Annotated in this window: 15 protein-coding genes; 13 read left to right on the top strand and 2 right to left on the bottom strand. The window is 54.5% G+C overall.

Annotated elements, in window-relative coordinates:
• Positions 1-52: 52 nt before the first annotated feature.
• The gene (locus tag GC101_RS21145; RefSeq protein WP_171718859.1) at positions 53-1,093 is read right to left on the bottom strand and encodes an acyltransferase family protein; all 1,041 of its coding nucleotides are present in this window, start codon (positions 1,091-1,093) and stop codon (positions 53-55) included.
• A 201-nt stretch (positions 1,094-1,294) separates the two neighbouring features.
• Here GC101_RS21145 and GC101_RS21150 point away from each other — a divergent pair, with 201 nt between their 5' ends.
• The 4 genes from GC101_RS21150 (at position 1,295) to mgrA (ending at position 4,743) form a co-directional block, all read left to right on the top strand.
• The gene (locus GC101_RS21150) at positions 1,295-2,044 is read left to right on the top strand and encodes an alpha/beta hydrolase (protein ID WP_171718860.1); all 750 of its coding nucleotides are present in this window, start codon (positions 1,295-1,297) and stop codon (positions 2,042-2,044) included.
• Between the two features lie 49 nt (positions 2,045-2,093).
• Complete coding sequence (locus GC101_RS21155; protein WP_171718861.1) at positions 2,094-2,864, top strand: HAD family hydrolase; 771 nt, start codon at positions 2,094-2,096, stop codon at positions 2,862-2,864.
• Between the two features lie 36 nt (positions 2,865-2,900).
• A complete protein-coding gene (locus GC101_RS21160) occupies positions 2,901-3,641 on the top strand; it encodes an NAD-dependent protein deacylase (protein WP_171718982.1) in 741 nt (246 codons plus the stop codon).
• 97 nt (positions 3,642-3,738) lie between these two features.
• Complete coding sequence (mgrA, locus tag GC101_RS21165) at positions 3,739-4,743, top strand: L-glyceraldehyde 3-phosphate reductase (RefSeq protein ID WP_171718862.1); 1,005 nt, start codon at positions 3,739-3,741, stop codon at positions 4,741-4,743.
• Between the two features lie 100 nt (positions 4,744-4,843).
• Here the strand turns inward: mgrA and GC101_RS21170 are convergent, their stop codons facing one another.
• The gene (locus tag GC101_RS21170; RefSeq protein WP_246354437.1) at positions 4,844-5,701 is read right to left on the bottom strand and encodes an AraC family transcriptional regulator; all 858 of its coding nucleotides are present in this window, start codon (positions 5,699-5,701) and stop codon (positions 4,844-4,846) included.
• A gap of 229 nt (positions 5,702-5,930) precedes the next feature.
• On the opposite strand from GC101_RS21170, the gene GC101_RS21175 reads away from it, so the two are divergent.
• From GC101_RS21175 to glcT, 9 genes are all read left to right on the top strand, one after another.
• Positions 5,931-7,109, top strand: a complete 1,179-nt coding sequence (locus GC101_RS21175) for a galactokinase (protein WP_171718864.1) — start codon at positions 5,931-5,933, stop codon at positions 7,107-7,109.
• A 1-nt stretch (position 7,110) separates the two neighbouring features.
• Complete coding sequence (galE, locus tag GC101_RS21180; protein ID WP_171718865.1) at positions 7,111-8,097, top strand: UDP-glucose 4-epimerase GalE; 987 nt, start codon at positions 7,111-7,113, stop codon at positions 8,095-8,097.
• 331 nt (positions 8,098-8,428) lie between these two features.
• Positions 8,429-10,012 carry a UDP-glucose--hexose-1-phosphate uridylyltransferase gene (locus tag GC101_RS21185; protein WP_171718866.1) on the top strand — a complete coding sequence of 528 codons (1,584 nt, stop codon included), beginning with the start codon at positions 8,429-8,431 and terminating at the stop codon, positions 10,010-10,012.
• Between the two features lie 851 nt (positions 10,013-10,863).
• A complete protein-coding gene (locus GC101_RS21190) occupies positions 10,864-12,027 on the top strand; it encodes an iron-containing alcohol dehydrogenase (RefSeq protein WP_171718867.1) in 1,164 nt (387 codons plus the stop codon).
• Positions 12,028-12,292: 265 nt separating this feature from the next.
• Positions 12,293-12,829: an NfeD family membrane protein gene (locus GC101_RS21195; protein WP_042135018.1), complete on the top strand. Its 537-nt coding sequence runs from the start codon at positions 12,293-12,295 to the stop codon at positions 12,827-12,829.
• Entirely contained in the window at positions 12,829-14,403 is a 1,575-nt protein-coding gene (gene floT / locus GC101_RS21200; protein ID WP_281365907.1) for a flotillin lipid rafts scaffold protein FloT, read from the top strand. The genes GC101_RS21195 and floT overlap by 1 nt, the downstream gene beginning before the upstream one ends.
• 89 nt (positions 14,404-14,492) lie before the next feature.
• Positions 14,493-15,200, top strand: coding sequence for an ABC transporter ATP-binding protein (locus GC101_RS21205; protein ID WP_042234087.1), 708 nt, complete (start codon positions 14,493-14,495; stop codon positions 15,198-15,200).
• Positions 15,193-16,812: a hypothetical protein gene (locus GC101_RS21210; protein WP_171718868.1), complete on the top strand. Its 1,620-nt coding sequence runs from the start codon at positions 15,193-15,195 to the stop codon at positions 16,810-16,812. Before GC101_RS21205 ends, GC101_RS21210 begins: the two co-directional genes overlap by 8 nt.
• 141 nt (positions 16,813-16,953) lie before the next feature.
• Entirely contained in the window at positions 16,954-17,832 is an 879-nt protein-coding gene (gene glcT, locus GC101_RS21215; RefSeq protein WP_076242614.1) for a glucose PTS transporter transcription antiterminator GlcT, read from the top strand.
• Positions 17,833-17,979 lie beyond the last annotated feature (147 nt).

The following is a 17,979-nucleotide window of genomic DNA, read 5'->3' on the forward strand; positions in this document are numbered from 1 at the left end:
GCGGGACAGGCTTCTACATATTAATAAGGGAAGAGGTTTCTGTGAATAATTACTAAAGTGAGCGCCGGATGGCGGCGCGCTGGAGCGAGATCATCCAGTCTACAGACGGCTCAACCAACGGGTTCAGCATACGTCTGACAGCGGGCTGGGCCAGCAGCACCGTGCAGGATACTGCGCCTGCAATCAGAAGAGCGGCACCCGCAGCATTTCCGATATAGGCATAGAGGCCGGAAACGGCAGCCGCCCGGACAATGAATCCGTGAAGCAGGAAGACGTAGAGGGTGCGGCGTCCCAAGTCTGTCATGCGGCTTAACCCGTAAGGGACCAGGCCCAGAAATGCCAGCGAAGCGGCAAATTGCAGACCATACACAGCGAGCCGGAACACACCCGCATACCATTCATGGGCACCGAGCTGCATGTAGGTCATACTGCCGAACAGCCAGCCCATCGGGAGATCGCGTCCCGCTACGCCCATCACTATAAGCAGCAGGAGGGAAGCGGCAGCGGCAGCGGTTTTGACATATTGCTGATACAGCTTAACGAAAGCTCCGAATGAGAAATGATATCCGATGACGAAAAAGGGCAGATAGACAAAGGTGCGGCTGATGCTGAACCAGATTCCATCCAGCTGCAGATAACCTACAGCCACACCTGCGGCGATGGCGAACGCAAACTGGGCGCTCTTGCTCCAGCGGCTCATCCCCAGCATGAGCAGACGCCAGAAGGCGTGGCTGGCCAGGAACCACAGCAGCAGGTAAGGAGCGAAGAAGGAATGCTGTATGTTATTTACATGGAATAAGGAAATGTCGAGTGCGGAGTAGAGGCTCTGAAAAATAATATATTGCAGTCCGATCTGCAGCAGCACCTTACGGCCGGCCGCGCCATTTAAGCTTTTACGGGCAAAGTAACCGGTCACAAGCACAAACAGCGGCATGTGAAAGCTGAAGATCCATTGGTACAGGGTGTGGAGTCCGCTCATTTCAAGAATCAGGGGTTCGATCGCATTGGCCACAAAGACAGTTACAATAAGCATGAAGCGTAAATTAAGAAAAAACGTTTCTCCACGCGTGTCGAGCGAGCTTTCCCGGGTCATGACGTTACCTCCAATAAATGCGGTTTGCGCGATGCTTAATACTTTAATTTTAAAATACATGATTTCCGGTAAATAAATTGTGAAATACATCACAATGGTAAGCGCTCTCATGGCCGCCATATGTGGCGAAGTGTTGAAGGTTGTTTGATTTCATTGATTACACTATAATTTTCTGTATGCAGTATCCGGGAGTGAATTCTATTGAGAAAAAGCAGTACCAAACGCAATGTGCTTATAGGAATTGTATTGATTCTGCTGGTGGCAGGGGTGTTTATATGGAAGTACCTGACTCCGTATCAGCCTGCTGAAAGAGCCGAATCCGCACTTGTCTCTGCCGGGGGAGTTACAGTAGAGCAGAATGACAACTGGATCTCGTTCGAGCCATCGGTTGCACTCGGCACCGCCGTGATCTTTTATCCCGGCGCACTGGTCGAGGCGGAAGCATATGCTCCGCTTGCCAGGAAAGTCGCAGCAGCCGGCCACCCGTTCTATATCGCGAGAATGCCGCTCAATCTGGCCGTGATCAAGGGGAATGCTGCCGAAGAGATTATCCGCGTGCATCCGAAGCAGTCCTTTGTGCTTGGCGGACACTCGCTTGGCGGGGTAATGGCCTCGCGCTTCGCCGCAGATCATGCCGACCAGCTGGAAGGCGTTTTTTTTCTGGCTTCCTACCCGGATGAGAAGGGCAGTCTGAAGGATACTACGCTGTCCGTATTGTCGGTGCTGGGTACGGAGGACAAGGTGGTTGATCAGGAGAGCTATAACGAAGGCCGGGCTTATCTTCCGGGCAACACTGTATACACGCCAGTCAACGGTGGCAATCATGCCCAGTTCGGCAGCTACGGCCCCCAGAAGGGTGACGGGACAGCCACCATCACAGAGGAAGAGCAGCAGACACGCACTGCGCGGGCCTTGCTGGATTGGATAGGGAATCTGCGTCAGAGCAAGTGAGCACCGAATGACGGAAGTAACTCCGCCTGGGAGAGGAGTGTCAGTCTGAATGCCTGAATTGCATATTAATGAGATATCCGTTCCGTGCAGGGGCATCCTGTTCGACAAGGATGGAACGCTGCTGGATCTGCTTGCCACCTGGGGAAGCTGGGCTGATCTGATTCTGGAAGGGCTGGGCAGCCAGCTGGCATTCATCGGCGGCCTGCCGCGAGCCGGGCCGGATATTGCTTCTGTGCTGGGTACGGTTCATGATGCCAACGGCAAGGTGACCGGCTATGATCCCGCCGGACCGCTCTCCATGGCGACCGCCGAAGAAACGACCGGGCTTCTGGCCTGGCAGCTGTATGCTGCCGGCGTTCCCTGGAATGAAGCGGTAACGCGTGTGAATGCGATCTCCAAGGAAGCTATGAACGAGCTGCGCCGGCGGAGGGCGGCGGTAGCAATGCCGGGGCTGCATGCTTTTCTGGAGCAGTGTGCGGCCGCTTCCCTGAAGCTCGGTGTAGTGACCTCCGACCATATGGCCACTACCCGCGAGCAGCTGGAGTGGCTTGGGATATCCGGTTATTTTGATTCCGTCGTCACCAGAGACAGAGTGAAGCACGGCAAGCCTGCACCGGAGATGGCCGAGACGGCCTGCCGGGAGCTGGGCCTGCTGCCCGGGGAGACGGTCATTATCGGTGACAGTAATGCGGATATGCAGCTTGGTAAGGGAGCCGGACTGCGTCTTGCTGTGGGTCTGTCTCCAGACGGGGCCGCAGCCCACCTGCTGGATGCGGATATTGTTGTTTCCGGCTATCCGCAGCTCCGGTTAACATTCTGATTTCATTTCAGTACAGAGAGGAAACGTGTGGACTCTATGGATCAATTGCAGCTACTGGCTTCCTGGATCAAAGACAGCGGGAATATTGTTTTTTTCGGCGGCGCCGGAACATCAACGGAGAGCGGCATACCGGATTTCCGTTCGGCGGCCGGTCTATACCAGACTCAGCACAACTCTCCTTATCCGCCTGAAGTGATGCTGAGCCGCAGCTTTTTCATGTCCTCGCCGGACATTTTTTTTGATTTCTACCGCAGCAAGATGATTCATCCGGAGGCGAAGCCGAACGGAGCCCACCGGCTGCTGGCTGAACTTGAAGCCAAAGGCAAGCTGAAGGCAGTCATTACACAGAATATCGACGGTCTGCACCAGCTGGCGGGAAGCCGCCGGGTGCTGGAGCTGCACGGCTCGATTCACCGCAATCACTGCATGGACTGCAATACCTATTACGGTCTGGAGCAGATTCTGGAGCAGACGGCTGCTGTACCGCTGTGCCCGGAATGCGGCGGCATTATTAAGCCGGATGTGGTGCTCTATGAGGAAGCGCTTGATCACGATGTACTGGTCGACGCAGTGGCGGCGATTGCGGCAGCGGATCTGCTGATTATTGGCGGAACTTCACTTACCGTCCAACCGGCGGCGAGTCTGATCACCTATTTCCGCGGAAGGCATACGGTACTGCTTAACGGCGATCCGACCCCGTATGACCACCAGGCAGATCTGATTATTACCGACCGGATCGGCGATGTGATGGGCAGAATACAGGGGCTGCTCGGGTGAGGATTCATGCTTTTCCCCTTGAGAAGATTATAAAGTCTGTCGGGAGTTTAAATTAGGGTAATGAATCAACTGAGGAAACGAGAGGCAGGGATAAGCAATGGTATATGTGGCTAACGATGAACGGTATGAAGTCATGCGTTACAACCGCACTGGCAGGTCAGGCCTCAAGCTTCCGGCTATTTCACTGGGCCTCTGGCATAATTTCGGCGGTATCGATACCTATGAGAATGGCCGTGAGATGATCACCCGCTCTTTCGATCTCGGAATTACCCATTTCGATCTGGCTAACAACTATGGTCCTCCGGCAGGCTCGGCAGAGGAAATGTTCGGCAAAGTTCTCGCCCGGGATCTGGCTCCGTACCGTGACGAGCTGGTAATCTCCACCAAGGCGGGATATTATATGTGGCCCGGCCCTTACGGCGACTGGGGTTCACGCAAATATATACTGTCCAGCCTGGACCAGAGCCTGAAACGGCTGGGACTGGACTATGTGGATATTTTCTATTCCCACCGTCCGGACCCGGAAACACCAATGGAAGAAACGGTGGGAGCACTGGATCATGCCGTGCGTTCAGGCAAAGCGCTCTACATCGGCTTGTCCAACTACACGGCCGAGCAGACGGAGCAGGCAATTGGCATCCTGAAGGAGCTCGGAACACCGCTTCTGATTCATCAGCCGCGGTATTCCATGCTCGACCGCTGGATCGAAGGCGGGCTGCAGGATGTGCTGGAGGAGCATGGCGTCGGCAGTATCGCCTTTACACCGCTGGCGCAGGGCCTGCTGACCAGCAAATACCTGAACGGCATTCCGGGCGATTCCCGGGCCGCCGGGCCATCCGCCTTCCTGAACGAGAGCCGGATTACGCCGGAGGTGCTGCGCAAGATTCACGCGCTCAACCAGATGGCGGTAGCGCGCGGCCAGAGCCTGGCCCAGTTCGCGCTCCTCTGGACGCTGCGCGGCGGCAAGGTGACCTCGGCGCTGATCGGCGCCAGCCGGGTAAGCCAGATCGAGGAGAATATTGCCGCTCTGGCGCATGGCGATTTCTCGCAGGAAGAGCTGGAACGGATTGAGACGATCCTTGGAACAGAGGATGAAGCCTGAGTAATCTATAGAATTGACAAGAAACAGCCCGCTTCCGGAACAGGAAACGGGCTGTTGGCTTAATTGGAGTTCTGGTAGAACGGCGGATGCTCTCCTGAGCCTATTTCTCCCCGGGATTGGCAGTTGCCTGCCGGTAAGTGCTGGGAGACTGGGCACAAAAGCGTTTGAACTGCCGGGAGAAGTACAGGGCATCGGTCAGGCCGACGGAGGCTGCGACCTGCTCTACCGACAGCTCAGGGCGTTCGCGCAGCAGCTGGCGGGACTTCTCAATGCGCAGCTTCAGCAGATAGGTCACCGGCGAGAGGCCGGTCTCCTGCTTGAAGATGCGCGACAGATAAGCGCGGTTATAGCCCAGGCTGCCGCACATCTGTTCAATGGAGACCGGATGGGCATATTGGGAAGCCATATAGTTGATCATTTGCTTCACCGTGCGTTTGACCTGCGATTCTGCCCCGGGCAACCGTGACGAGGAGATCAGCAGACCGGATGCTTCGCCGATGATCAGGTAAAGATAGCCGAGCGAGGTCAGATGCGCGCTCTCCTTGCCCGCATAGAAGGCGGACATCATCCCGGCGAGTGCGCCCGGGATCACACTGCCTTCAGCCGAGGTCAGGACCGGCTTCTCCGGGGAGAAGCCGGCCTGCAAGGCGAGCTGCTCCGCGTCCGCTCCGGTGAAGGCGGCCCAGCGGTACCGCCAGGGCTGCTGCTGATCCGAGATGTAGCTCACCAGCTGGGCCGGATGGATCAGGAAGCAGTCTCCCGCTCCCAGTTCATATTTGCGCTGCTCGGTCCGGAAGACACCGGAGCCGGACTCAATGTAGTGAAGCAGATAATAATCGTAGATCTTGGGGCCGGCCTGATGAAGCGGAAGCGTCTGGCTCTCCCCGGCGAACAGCACATGCAGAGGCTGCTGATCGAAATACACGGGATTTGATCCTACGGAATAGGTATGTTCCAACGGCCATCCGCCTTTCTTGAATATAACGCTATCATAGCTTAGCATGAGGGGAAGCGCAGAAATGAATCTTTATCTCCAGTATATCCTCCCGGCGGCTGGAAGTCACATTTGTCCATGTATTGCACACATGATTGCATTATCAGGGCAAGTCTGATTTTATTATAATGTAAGCATGAAGGAAGCAAGTTGCAAGCCCAAGCACAAGCAGCGAAAGGATGGAGTGGCAATAATGAGTGTACAGGAACTTAACAGTAAATTTATCGAGAAATACGGGGAGAGCAGCGAAGAGGCGCGGGTATTCTACGCACCGGGCCGTGTGAATCTCATCGGAGAGCATCTGGACTACAACGGCGGGTACGTGTTCCCGGCAGCACTGGACTTCGGAACTACCCTTATCGTACGTCCGCGTTCGGACGGTAAGGTTCAATTCGCATCAACGAATTTCCCTTATGAAGCCTCTATCGACTACAGCGAAATCGGCAAAGCCAAAACCGGCGAGTGGGTTGACTATCCGGTGGGTGTGATGGTCGAGCTGGCCAAGAAGGATCTTCCGGTATCCGGAGGGTATGACCTCTTGTTCCACGGAGAGATTCCGAACGGCTCGGGCTTGTCCTCTTCCGCTTCCATCGAGGTAGTAACAGGTTATGCCTTCCTGACGCTGCTTGGCGGAGACACGGATACTGTAGAGATCGCCCTGCTGTCCCAGCGTGCGGAGAACCAGTATGTCGGCGTAAACTCCGGCATCATGGACCAGTTCGCTGTCGCCAACGGCAAACGCGATCAGGCCATCCTGCTGATGTGCGACACCCTGGAATACAGCCTGGTTCCTTTTGTGACAGGCAGCTACAAGCTGGTTATCGGCAATACGAACAAGAAGCGCGGCCTTGTGGATTCCAAGTACAATGAGCGCCGCAGCCAATGCGAGGAGGCTCTGGCTATTTTGAAGCAAGAGGTGCCAACCCTGTCCTACCTAGCCGAGCTTAAACCTGAACAATTCGAGCTTCATCAGCATAAAATCACCGACGAAACCGTCAGACGCCGCGCCCGCCATGTGGTGGAAGAGAACCAGCGTGTGCTCGATTCGGTTGAAGTGCTCAAGAACAATGACCTGAAGCAATTCGGACTCTATATGAACGACTCCCATGTCTCCCTGCGTGACCTGTATGAAGTCAGCTGCGAAGAGCTGGACATCATGGTTGAAGAGGCACAGCGTATTCCGGGAACACTCGGCTCGCGTATGACAGGTGCAGGATTCGGCGGATGTACAGTATCTCTGGTGCATGAGGATGATGTGCAGCGGTTCATTGCCGAAGTCGGCGAAGCTTACAAGAAGAGATCCGGTCTGACCGGCGAGTTCTATGTATGCACGATCGGTAACGGCGTCGAAGAACTGAAAGGAGTGAAATAAGATGGCGATTCTGGTAACGGGTGGAGCAGGATATATCGGTTCCCACACAGTGGCGGAGCTGCTGGACCGGGGCGAAGAGGTTGTAGTTATCGACAATTTGCTGACAGGGCACCGCGAGGCGCTGCTGGGCGGCAAGCTGTATGAGGGAGACCTGCGTGACAAGGCACTGCTGGCCAAGCTTTTCTCCGAGAACAAGATTGAAGCGGTCATCCATTTCGCAGCGAGTTCCCTGGTGGGCGAGAGCATGAAGGATCCGGTAAAATATTACGACAACAACGTGTATGGTACACAATGTCTTCTCGAAGCGATGCAGCATGCCGGAGTGGATAAAATCGTCTTCTCCTCCACCGCCGCAACCTACGGCGAACCGGAAAAGGTGCCGATTGAAGAAACGGACCGCACTGAACCTGCGAATGTGTACGGGGAGACCAAGCTGACCATGGAACGCATGATGGCCTGGTTCGACAAGGTGCTCGGCATCAAATACGTAGCGTTGCGCTACTTCAATGCTGCAGGTGCACATGCCAGCGGCAAAATCGGCGAAGACCACCGTCCGGAGAGCCACCTGATTCCGCTGGTGCTCCAGGCTGCACTTAAGCAGCGGGAGAACATCGCGGTCTTCGGCGAAGACTACCCGACAGAAGACGGAACCTGCGTACGCGACTATATCCATGTCAGCGATCTGGCGGATGCGCATGTCCGTGCGGTAACCTACCTGCGCAGCGGCAGTGCAAGCAATATCTTCAACCTGGGCAACGGCCTGGGCTTCTCCGTCAAGCAGGTGATTGAAACTGCGAAGAAGGTCACCGGCCTGGACATTCCGGTTGTAATCCAGGAGCGCCGCGCCGGTGATCCGGCGGTACTGGTCGCTTCTTCGGCCAAAGCCCGGACGATCCTGGGCTGGGACCCGCAGCATGACGATCTGGAAGGCATCATCCAAAGCGCCTGGAACTGGCATTCCGCGAATCCGGAAGGGTACGGCGGCTAAGCCTGCCACTGTACTTGTTGTGAACAGTACGGAAGCCTTGCTTGAAGAATAAGCAATCCTAAGATGAACAAAAGAAAAATAAAAAGCCAGAAGGATCGAAGGGGGATTTTGGAACTGTAGGAGCGTTAGCGACCGCCTGAAAGCTTTCCGCAGGAAAGCTCGCTTCGGAAGCATCAGCAGTCACCGGATTTCAGCCGCAATCAGCGGGTCAATCAAGAAATCTGGGGACAACAACGGCCGGAAGTCCAAATATTCACCGTAGTGACGTCTATGGCTTAAGTTAATATCTTAAGTTCAGCTATACAGGTTGCAGCAAATAAGGAGAATTGAAATGCAGAACGATAATATTACGGCTGCAGCCTCTGAGAAGGCATTGTATGCGATTGAACAGCTGGTCCTGTTCGCGCAGCACAAGGAGCTGATTCAGCCGGCTGACGTTGATTACAGCCGCAATGAACTGCTGGACCAGTTCGGCTTCAGTGAGCCGTATGCCGGTGAATTCACTGAAGGTCCGCTTGAGAGTCCGCAGGCCCCGCTGGATCAATTGATCGACTACGGGTTTGAGACCGGGCTGATTCCGGAGAATACAGACACATACCGCGATCTGCTGGACGCCAAGATCATGGGCCTTCTGATGGCCCGGCCGTCCGAGGTGAATGCAGAATTTGCAGCGATCCAGGCGGAGCAGGGCATTCAGGCGGCCACTGACCGCTTTTATAAGCTGAGCATTGATTCCAACTATATCCGTATGGACCGGGTGGCCAAGAATGTATATTGGCTTCAGGATTCGCCTTACGGGGATATCGAGATGACGATCAATCTCTCCAAACCGGAGAAAAGCCCGAAGGAAATCGCCATGGCCCGGCTGCTCCCGCCGCCGGTCTATCCGAAATGCCAGCTCTGCCGCGAGAATGTCGGCTATGCCGGACGGGTCAATCACCCGCCGCGCCAGAATCTGCGCGTGATTCCGCTCGCGATGAACAATGAGAAATGGTTCTTCCAATACTCGCCGTATGTGTACTATAACGAGCATTGTATCGTGTTCCACCATGATCATGTGCCGATGAAGCTGACGAAGGATACGCTGAAGCGTCTGCTTAGCTTTGTTGAATCCTTCCCGCATTATTTCATCGGCTCGAATGCCGATCTGCCGATTGTCGGCGGCTCCATTCTGACCCATGATCACTTCCAGGGCGGACGCCACACCTTCCCCATCCAGAAGGCACCCAAAGAGGATAGCTTCACCCATGCTGCATATCCAGGCGTTAGCCTAAGCATTGTGAAATGGCCGATGTCTGTGCTGCGGATGCACGGGGCAGATCCTGCCGTGCTGCTGGAAGCCGGCAACAGTATCTATGAGGCCTGGAAGACTTACAGCGATCCGTCAGCTGATGTCCTGGCCTTCAGTGAAGAGACCGGGGAGAGCGTGCCGCATAACACGGTTACACCTATCGTCCGCCGGGCAGAAGACGGCGGCTATGAGATGGATCTGGTGCTGCGTAACAACCGGACCAGCGAAGAATATCCCGAAGGGATTTTCCACCCGCACCGGGAAATGCACCACATCAAGAAGGAGAACATCGGCCTGATCGAGGTTATGGGCCTGGCGATTCTGCCGGGGCGCCTCAAGGAAGAGCTCGATGCTGTCGCTGGCGTTCTGGCCGGAGACACCGCGCTGCTTGAAGCCGTCCAGAGCCAAGGTGCTGATCATCCGCTTGCGCTGCATGCCTCCTGGATCGCGGAGCTGGCCGGCCGTTTCGGCACCTCCCTGAGCCGCGAGGAAGCGGTGAAGACGGTGCAGAACGAGGTAGGCACCAAGTTCACGCATATTCTGGAGCATGCGGGAGTCTACAAACGCACACCGGAAGGCCAGGCGGCATTCCGCCGATTCGTGAACAGCAGCGGGTTTAACTAAGACCCCTGTGTCTTGTAAATGAGATGTCCCTGCCGGAGTGTCGGCGGGGGCATTTTTTGTTGCGCGGGAAACTACGATGCAATGATGTGTCCGCCGAAAGCGGGCGACAAGCGGAAAAGAGGGGCAGAAGTGCCCCTGAATCTGCGGAAAGCGGGCGGCAAGCGGAAAAGAGGGGCAGAAGTGCCCCTGAATCCGCCGAAAGCGGGCAGCAAGCGGAAATGAGGGGCAGAAGTGTCCCTGAATCCGCCGAAAGCGGGCGGCAAGCGGAAATGAGGGGCAGAAGTGCCCCTGAATCCGCGGAAAGCGGGCGGCAAGAGGAAATGAGGGGCAGAAGTGCCCCTGAATTCGCCGAAAGCGGGCGACAAGCGGAAATGAGGGGCAGAAGTGCCCCTGAATTCGCCGAAAGTGGGCGGCAAGCGGAAATTAAAGGGATAAATCCCTCTGATTCCGCCGAAATTGGGCGGTAAGCGGAAATTAAAGGGATAAATCCCTCTGATTCCGCCGAAAGTGGGCGGCATGAGGAAATTAAAGGGATAAATCCCTTTGAATTCGCCGAAAGCGGGCGGCAAGCGGAAATTAAAGGGATAAATCCCTCTGATTCCGCCGAAAGTGGGCGGCATGAGGAAATTAGAGGGAAAAATCCCTTTAATCCCGCCGAAAGTGGGCGGCATGAGGAAATTAAAGGGAAAAATCCCTTTGAATTTGTGCTAGGCAGGCGTTAAGGGAACGCCGTGTCTTTTAAACACGATACCGGCCTTTTGCCGCTGCTTCGCTGTCATTTGAATGCGGCAAGCCGGAGGTCTATAATATACAAGTGCGTCACATTCATATACTCATGGAGGTTTACCCATATGCGTAAGTTTGAGTTCTATAACCCTACCAAGCTGATTTTTGGACAAGGGACATTGCAGGCACTCCGCACCGAAGTGCCGAAATACGGCAAGAATGTACTGCTGATGTACGGCGGAGGCAGCATCAAGCGCAGCGGCCTGTACGACAATGTAATTGCTGAGCTGAATTCCATCGGCGCTGTAGTTACTGAACTGGCCGGAGTGGAGCCTAACCCGCGCCTGTCCACCGTACATAAAGGCGTGGATTTATGCCGCGAGAACGGGATCGAACTGATCCTCGCCGTCGGCGGCGGCAGTGTGCTGGATTGTGCCAAGGCTGTAGCTGTCGGTGCGAAGTACGATGGGGATATGTGGGACTTCGTGGAGCGCAAAGCGGCGCCTCAGGGAGCTCTTCCGCTGGGCACTGTGCTGACTATGGCGGCTACCGGTTCGGAAATGAACAACGGCTCGGTAATTACGAATGAAGTGACCAAGGAGAAAATGGGCTGGGGCAGCGTGCATGCCTATCCGGCCTTCTCGATTCTTGATCCTGAGAACACCTTCTCCTTGCCGCGTGACCAGACGGTCTACGGTATGGTGGACATCATGTCCCATACACTGGAGCATTATTTCCACACAGACGGCAACACGCCGGTACAGGACGGCTTCTGTGAAACCCTGCTTCGTACAGTGATCGAGACTGCACCGAAGCTGATCGAAGATCTGAACAACTATGAACTGCGTGAGACCATCATGTACTCCGGCACCATGGCACTGAACGGGATGGTCAGCATGGGCTTTGCCGGAGACTGGGCTACGCACAATATTGAGCATGCCGTATCCGCCGTTTACGATATTCCGCATGGCGGAGGATTGGCGATTCTGTTCCCGCAATGGATGAAATACAACCTCAGTACGAATCCTGCCCGTTTCCGCCAATTGGCAGTGAACGTATTCGGGATTGATCCGGCGGGCAGAAGCGATGAGGAAGTCGGCCTTGAAGGCATCGAGGCGCTTCGCAGCTTCTGGGATTCCATTGGAGCTCCCAAGACGCTTGGCGATTATGACATCGATGACAGCGAAATCGGCAATATGGCTGACAAGGCTGTCCGTTTCGGCCCGTTCGGCAACTTCCGTAAGCTGCAGCGTGAGGATGTTGTAGAGATTTACAAGCTGGCTCTGTAAGCTGCATTTACAAGCAGTTAACCTTGTAAGCCGGCCTTGCAAGGCAGCTGGATAGACATACCGGCAATGGTTAACCCTATATGCTGCTCCCAAAGATCAGCCGCTCCCGTTCACCGGGAGCGGCTTTTTAACATGGAAATCCCTTAATGTTCTCTCTCCAGAGATACAATAATGAGATTAATACCCAACTTTGTGAAACCAAGGACATGGTTTCTGCGTTTAAACTAGTATGACAGTCCGGAAGTAAAGACGGGAGGAGACCAATATGCAAACGCTGTATTTGGGCTGTTTGGCGCTGGGCATTATTTTTGCCGTAGTCAGTGTACTTGTAGGCGACCTGATCGGAGGCGCTCTGCACGGGGTTTTTGACTTCGTATCTTTTGATTTCGTCAATCCTGCCATCTTGGCAGGCGGAGTAACGGTGTTCGGCGGAGCGGGGGTGCTGCTTAGCCGCTACAGCGGACTGGAAGATGGCGCAATTCTTGCCTTGTCCCTGCTGATTGCGGCTTTTATGGGAGTGGTGCTGCATCTTGTTGTAGTGAAGCCAATGAGGAACAGCGAAATGTCGAACGGATTCTCCATGAACGATCTGCCGGGAAGAATCGGTGAGGTTATGGTTCCGGTTCCTGCATCAGGCTATGGTGAGATTATGGTGAAATTCGGAGCAGGCAACAGTCTGCATACTGCAGCCAGCTTCGAACAGCATCCGCTGCCGGCCGGCATTAAAGTTGTGGTGGTAGAGGTCCGGGAGGGCGTAGCCCTTGTGTCAGAATTCGAAGACAGAAGAGGAGTGGATTCTTAATGTTCGGTATTCCTGATTTTTTGTTTATTCCCGCAGTCGTTGTGGCTGTATTATTTGTACTAGGGATTGCATTCTGGGCCCGTTACAAAACGGTAGGGCCTGATGAAGGTATGATCGTTACAGGTTCCTTCCTGGGCAGCAATCATATCTCAGATGACGGCTCCGGCCGTAAAATCAAAATCGTCCGCGGCGGCGGTGCATTCATCCTGCCGGTCTTCCAGAAGGCAGAATTCATGTCACTGCTCTCCCACAAGCTAGACGTGACGACCCCTGAGGTCTACACGGAGCAGGGCGTTCCGGTCATTGCCGATGGAGTGGCGATCATCAAGGTGGGCAGTTCCACCGAGGATGTGGCGACGGCAGCCGAGCAGTTCATGGGCAAGCCGATTGAGGCGCTGAAGAGCGAAGCCCAGGAAGTGCTCGAAGGCCATCTGCGGGCGATTCTCGGCTCGATGACCGTTGAAGAGGTCTACCGCAACCGGGACCGTTTCGCCCAGGAGGTTCAAGGCGTTGCGGCCCGTGATTTGAAGAAAATGGGGCTGCAGATCGTCTCGTTCACCATTAAGGATGTGCGTGACAAGCACGGCTATCTGGAAGCGCTGGGTAAACCGCGGATTGCCGCAGTGAAGCGGGATGCGGAGATTGCCGAAGCCGAGGCTGTGCGTGACGCGCGGATTCAGAAGGCCAATGCTGAAGAGCAGGGGCAGAAGGCAGAACTGCTGCGTGATACCAACATCGCCGAAGCCTCGAAGGAGAACCAGCTGAAGGTAGCGGCGTTCAAACGTGATCAGGATACCGCCAAAGCGGAAGCGGACCAGGCGTACCATATTCAGGAGGCGCGGGCTAAGCAGACGGTGGTTGAAGAGCAGATGAAGGTCGAGCTGGTCCGCAAGGAACGCGAAATTGATCTGCAGACCAAGGAAATCCAGGTTCGCGAGAAGCAGTATGATGCGGAAGTGAAGAAGAAAGCGGAAGCGGACCGTTACGCGGTGGAGCAGGCGGCGGAAGCCGACAAGGCCAAGCGGATGCGTGAAGCCGATGCGCTGCAGTACAGTATTGAGACTCAGGCTAAAGCAACCTCCGAGCAGAAACGTCTGGAAGGGCAAGCGGTCGCCGATGCCGAGCTGGCCAAAGGTAAAGCGGAAGCGGAAGTTATCCGCCTGCGCGGTCTGGCCGAGGCGGAAGCCAAGGAGAAGCTGGCGGAAGCCTTCCAGAAATTCGGCGAAGCGGCGGTACTCGATATTATCGTCAAAATGCTGCCGGAGCTGGCCGGGAAGATTGCCGAGCCGCTGGCTTCCATTGACAAGCTGACGGTTGTGGATACCGGCAACGGGGAAGGTGCGGCCCGGGTCAGCAATTATGTGACCCAGCTGATGGCGACAGCCCCCGAGATGCTGAAAAGCGTGTCCGGCATTGATGTCGAAGCGCTGATCAAAGGGCTGACCAAAACCAAAGGCAAGCCGGAGCTGGCAGCAGCTGCCGAGTATACCGGAGCGCCAGTAACCGCCCTCCCAAGCAAACCGAAACCGGCCGTAATACCACCGGCCGCCCCGGTTGAACAACCAGAGGAATAATAGCGTATCACCGAGGTATGGCCGGCAGGTTTAACCGCCTGTCATACCTTTTTTATAGAATTACGGCGATAGGAAACGGAGGTGCAGGCATGGAGCTCATTTTGGATAATATACGCAAGAGCTTTGACGGTAAGGAAGTGCTGAAGGGAATTGACTTCACCTTCGAGCAAGGCAAGATTTACGGGCTCCTGGGACGCAACGGTGCCGGCAAAACCTCACTGTTCAACTGCCTCAGCGGTGAGATACGCATGGACAGCGGCGGGGCTTTCCTGCGGCGGGAGGAAGTGAGTCTTCCGCTTCGCGAAGAGGAGATCGGCTACGTCTTTTCCCTGCCGATTCTGCCGGATTTCTTAACGGGTTATGAGTTCGTGAAGTTCTACATGGATATCAACAAGGATAAAATTGAACCGGGCAGAAGTATCGAAGAGTATTTTGATATCATCCGTTTTGAGGAGGAGGACCGCCACCGCCTGATCAAAGGCTACTCCCACGGGATGAAGAACAAAATCCAGATGCTCTGCTTCATCATTTCCCGGCCGCCGCTAATTCTGCTGGATGAGCCGCTGACCTCCTTTGATGTAGTGGTGGCGCTGGAGATCAAGAAGCTGCTGCGTGAGATGAAGCAGAAGCATATTATTATTTTCTCCACCCATATTCTGCAGCTGGCTGCCGATCTCTGTGATGAGCTGGTGATTCTGAATAATGGCTCACTCCGTGAGATTCCCGCGGAAACGCTGCGCAGTCCGGAATTCGAGGAGCAGATTATCGCGCTGCTGAAGGATGGAGACCATGATTAGCACGCTGAAGGCGATCATGGAGATTCGCGGGATGTCCGGCGCTAACCGGCTGATGTTCTATTTCAGAAAAATCCCCGTTATCGGCGAGCTGTTACCGGCCTCGGCCTATGCCGAGACGTCGCTTAAGCGGACTTTATCGGTAATTGTCTATATCCTCAAAGCCATCTGGGCTTTCTTGTCCAAGTTTGCCTATTTGGGGCTTATGGTCTATTTGCCCGTCAAGCTTGCAGGCAGTGAATTAACATTAACGCTTTCAGCACAATATCAGCTGTACCTTCAGGTCCTGCTCTGTTTAAGCTTTCTGGTCGCTGCAGTTTCCAGCGCGGTTATTCTGGAGCCCAAACGGGACAAGTATATCTTCGTTAAGCTGATGAGGCTCCCCGCGGAGAGATATATGCGTGTTACGCTAACGCTGCGCGGGATCAGCTTTGCGGTTACGTTTATCCCGGCGATGATGGTCTTCGGGAATCTTCTGGGGGCTCCGCTGTGGCAGGGAGGTGTTCTTGCTCTGCTGCTGACCTTCTGGCGTATTGCCTGCGAGGCCCTGCATTTGTGGATTTTTGATAAATACGGCATTGTGGTTGTCAAAAAAACAAGCTGGGTCTGGACCGCCATTGGTGCAGGTTACCTGCTGGCTTATGTACCTCTGCTCCCGGGTTTTGCGGTGGTGGACAGTTCTATGTTGTTCAGTCTGCCTCTGGTGCTTGGTGTGACTGTGCTGGGAGCCTTATGTACGGTCTACATCGCCCGTTATCCGGATTACCGCAATGCAGTGGATGCCGTTACCAAAATTGATGATCCGCTGCTGGATATGGGACGCATGATGAAGGAGGCACGGGTGAAGGATGTCGCAACCCGGGAGCAGCAGTACACGGCGGAGCAGCTGAACCCCGGACAATTCGCAGGCAAAAGCGGGTATGCTTATCTGAATGCGATTTTTTTCTCGCGCCACCGGCGGTTACTCATTCATCCAGTGCAGCGGCGTCTGGTAATTATTGGCGCACTCTTCGCAGCTGCTTTGCTGACGCTGCTGTTCTCGCAAGCAGCTTTTAACAGAATGGCTCATTATCTGATCAGCGCTTTGCCGACCTTTCTGATCCTTATGAATTACACCTCCATCGGTGAACGTGTCTGCAAGGCTATGTTCTACAACTGTGATCTCAGTCTGCTGCGTTACGGGTTCTACCGTGAACAGTCGGCGATCCTGAGCAACTTCCGGATCCGGCTGCTGCGCATCAGCCTGCTTAATCTGATTCCGGCGGCAGCCATCTGCCTGGGGGTGAATCTGCTGATCCTGCTGTCGGGTGAGAGCTGGGGCGCGGCGGATGCGGTTATCTTTTGCGTGACGATTGTGGCACTGTCCCTGTTCTTCTCGGTGCATCATCTGTTCATGTATTACATCTTCCAGCCGTACAGTACCGAGCTGAATGTGAAGAATCCGTTTTTTACAATTGTGAACAGTATCGTGCTGGCAGCCGGTTTTATAGCCATACAGTTCAAGAGCGAGCCAGGGATTTTTGCTTTTATCGTAGTACTCTCTGCTGTTGTCTATATGCTGGCGGCCCTGATATTGGTCTACAAATTCTCAGGCCGGACGTTTCGGGTGAAATGAGCCTCCCGGCTCTTTGCCGCACACTTCTAATTTGAGATTCTTGATGTTATGATAGTAGCTCAAGGTTAATTTTCACATGCTGATACGTGTATCGTGCTGCCTTAATAGATCGGGTATTCAGAATTAAAAGAGGTGTCGCATTTGAGCAGCAGCATAACAGTGGCCAAGGTACTCAATAACAACGTTATCATTGCCGAGCATCCCCAGTATGCCGAGGTAGTGGTCATTGGCAAGGGTATCGGCTTCAACCGTAAGACACGGGACCGGATCAACCTCTCTTCTGTGGAAAAAATGTTCATCCTGCGGAGCCAGGAGGAGCAGGAGCAGTATAAGCAGCTTGTGCCCCAGGTGGACGAGAAGCTGATTGAGGTGGTCCAGGAGATTGTACTGCATATTATGCAGAGCAGCCGGCAGGCGCTTAACGAGCATATCCATATCGCGCTCACAGACCATATTTCCTTTGCCATCCGCAGAAGCGAGCAGCATATAGCCATACATAACCCTTTTCTGTACGAGACCCGGGAGATCTATCCGGAGGAATACAGGCTGGCCGAATATGCAGTGGACCGGATTAACGAAGCCATGAAGGTTTCACTGCCGCCGGATGAGATCGGATTTGTGGCGCTTCACATTGTCAGTGCACTCAGCAACCGGCATATCTCGGAGGTTAAGCAGCATTCGCAGCTGATCGGGGACATGGTGGGACTGGTGGAGGATAACCTCGAATACCGCATTCCGCGTGATTCCCTGGACTATTCACGTCTGGTGACTCATTTGCGTTTTGTGCTGGAGAGGCTGCGCCGGGGGGAGACTGTACGCGAGACTTCGTCCCTTGACGGGCTGATGAAACGTGAATATCCCGAGATGTACATGCTTGCCTGGAAGCTGACCAAGGTTATCGAACAGCGCGTGCATATCCCGGTATATCCTGCCGAGGTGAGTTATCTGACGATTCATCTGCAGCGTCTTGCCCAGAAGAAGGAAGATGAATCCGGTATGGAACAGCAGGACAGCATTTAGCCTGTTAATTAATGCTTGCAACTTCAAATTATCGGTGCTACAATGATCCCTGTTATTAACAAAACAGAATACAAACGTGTAACTGATACGATCAGGCATGAGTGATTTACAGTATTATGGTTGTCTTGCCCCAACTCGGGGTACTCT

The sequence above is a fragment of the Paenibacillus phytohabitans genome (assembly GCF_013141775.1).
GTDB classification, from domain to species: domain Bacteria; phylum Bacillota; class Bacilli; order Paenibacillales; family Paenibacillaceae; genus Paenibacillus_AQ; species Paenibacillus_AQ phytohabitans.

Coding starts and splice junctions, on each gene's coding strand:
- GC101_RS21145 (WP_171718859.1), bottom strand. CDS start 1,093: ATGACCCGGGAAAGCTCGCTCGACACGCGTGGAGAAACGTTTTTTCTT.
- GC101_RS21155 (WP_171718861.1), top strand. CDS start 2,094: ATGCCTGAATTGCATATTAATGAGATATCCGTTCCGTGCAGGGGCATC.
- GC101_RS21160 (WP_171718982.1), top strand. CDS start 2,901: ATGGATCAATTGCAGCTACTGGCTTCCTGGATCAAAGACAGCGGGAAT.
- mgrA (WP_171718862.1), top strand. CDS start 3,739: ATGGTATATGTGGCTAACGATGAACGGTATGAAGTCATGCGTTACAAC.
- GC101_RS21175 (WP_171718864.1), top strand. CDS start 5,931: ATGAGTGTACAGGAACTTAACAGTAAATTTATCGAGAAATACGGGGAG.
- galE (WP_171718865.1), top strand. CDS start 7,111: ATGGCGATTCTGGTAACGGGTGGAGCAGGATATATCGGTTCCCACACA.
- GC101_RS21185 (WP_171718866.1), top strand. CDS start 8,429: ATGCAGAACGATAATATTACGGCTGCAGCCTCTGAGAAGGCATTGTAT.
- GC101_RS21190 (WP_171718867.1), top strand. CDS start 10,864: ATGCGTAAGTTTGAGTTCTATAACCCTACCAAGCTGATTTTTGGACAA.
- GC101_RS21195 (WP_042135018.1), top strand. CDS start 12,293: ATGCAAACGCTGTATTTGGGCTGTTTGGCGCTGGGCATTATTTTTGCC.
- floT (WP_281365907.1), top strand. CDS start 12,829: ATGTTCGGTATTCCTGATTTTTTGTTTATTCCCGCAGTCGTTGTGGCT.
- GC101_RS21205 (WP_042234087.1), top strand. CDS start 14,493: ATGGAGCTCATTTTGGATAATATACGCAAGAGCTTTGACGGTAAGGAA.
- GC101_RS21210 (WP_171718868.1), top strand. CDS start 15,193: ATGATTAGCACGCTGAAGGCGATCATGGAGATTCGCGGGATGTCCGGC.